Annotated in this window: 1 rRNA gene and 1 other annotated feature (1 of these 2 running past the window's edge); the gene reads left to right on the top strand. The window is 56.5% G+C overall.

Features of this window, described 5'->3' with window-relative positions:
• Positions 1 to 1,175: a sequence feature (most likely nonfunctional fraction of RNA operon), on the top strand (it extends 3,248 nt beyond the left edge of the window).
• Between the two features lie 89 nt (positions 1,176 to 1,264).
• Positions 1,265 to 1,371: ribosomal RNA gene (gene rrf / locus AB0959_RS52840) — 5S ribosomal RNA — on the top strand; the annotation flags it as partial.

The raw sequence follows: 1,371 nt of genomic DNA on the forward strand, positions 1-1,371 counted from the left end.
AGTGAGCTGGGGGTGGCCGCAGAGACCAGCGAGAAGCGACTGTTTACTAAAAACACAGGTCCGTGCGAAGCCGTAAGGCGATGTATACGGACTGACGCCTGCCCGGTGCTGGAACGTTAAGGGGACCGGTTAGTCACTCTTCGGGGTGGCGAAGCTGAGAACTTAAGCGCCAGTAAACGGCGGTGGTAACTATAACCATCCTAAGGTAGCGAAATTCCTTGTCGGGTAAGTTCCGACCTGCACGAATGGCGTAACGACTTCTCGACTGTCTCAACCATAGGCCCGGTGAAATTGCACTACGAGTAAAGATGCTCGTTTCGCGCAGCAGGACGGAAAGACCCCGGGACCTTTACTACAGTTTGATATTGGTGTTCGGTTCGGCTTGTGTAGGATAGCTGGGAGACTTTGAACTCTGGACGCCAGTTCAGGGGGAGTCGTCGTTGAAATACCAGTCTGGTCGTGCTGGATGTCTAACCTGGGTCCGTGATCCGGATCAGGGACAGTGTCTGATGGGTAGTTTAACTGGGGCGGTTGCCTCCTAAAGAGTAACGGAGGCGCCCAAAGGTTCCCTCAGCCTGGTTGGCAATCAGGTGTTGAGTGTAAGTGCACAAGGGAGCTTGACTGTGAGACCGACGGGTCGAGCAGGGACGAAAGTCGGGACTAGTGATCCGGCGGTGGCTTGTGGAAGCGCCGTCGCTCAACGGATAAAAGGTACCCCGGGGATAACAGGCTGATCTTCCCCAAGAGTCCATATCGACGGGATGGTTTGGCACCTCGATGTCGGCTCGTCGCATCCTGGGGCTGGAGTCGGTCCCAAGGGTTGGGCTGTTCGCCCATTAAAGCGGTACGCGAGCTGGGTTTAGAACGTCGTGAGACAGTTCGGTCCCTATCCGCTGTGCGCGTAGGAATATTGAGAAGGGCTGTCCCTAGTACGAGAGGACCGGGACGGACGAACCTCTGGTGTGCCAGTTGTTCTGCCAAGGGCATGGCTGGTTGGCTACGTTCGGGAGGGATAACCGCTGAAAGCATCTAAGCGGGAAGCCTGCTTCGAGATGAGTATTCCCACCTCCTTGAGAGGGTAAGGCTCCCAGTAGACGACTGGGTTGATAGGCCAGGTCTGGAAGCCCGGTAACGGGTGGAGGTGACTGGTACTAATAGGCCGAGGGCTTGTCCTCAGTTGCTCGCGTCCACTGTGTTGGTTCTGAAACCACGAACAGCCCCATGCCAGGTCACGGTGTGGTGCGGCTGGATAGTTTCATAGTGTTTCGGTGGTCATAGCGTGAGGGAAACGCCCGGTTACATTCCGAACCCGGAAGCTAAGCCTTACAGCGCCGATGGTACTGCAGGGGGGACCCTGTGGGAGAGTAGGAC

Origin of the sequence: Streptomyces sp. NPDC046862, assembly GCF_040704615.1 — a bacterium.
Taxonomy (GTDB): domain Bacteria; phylum Actinomycetota; class Actinomycetes; order Streptomycetales; family Streptomycetaceae; genus Streptomyces.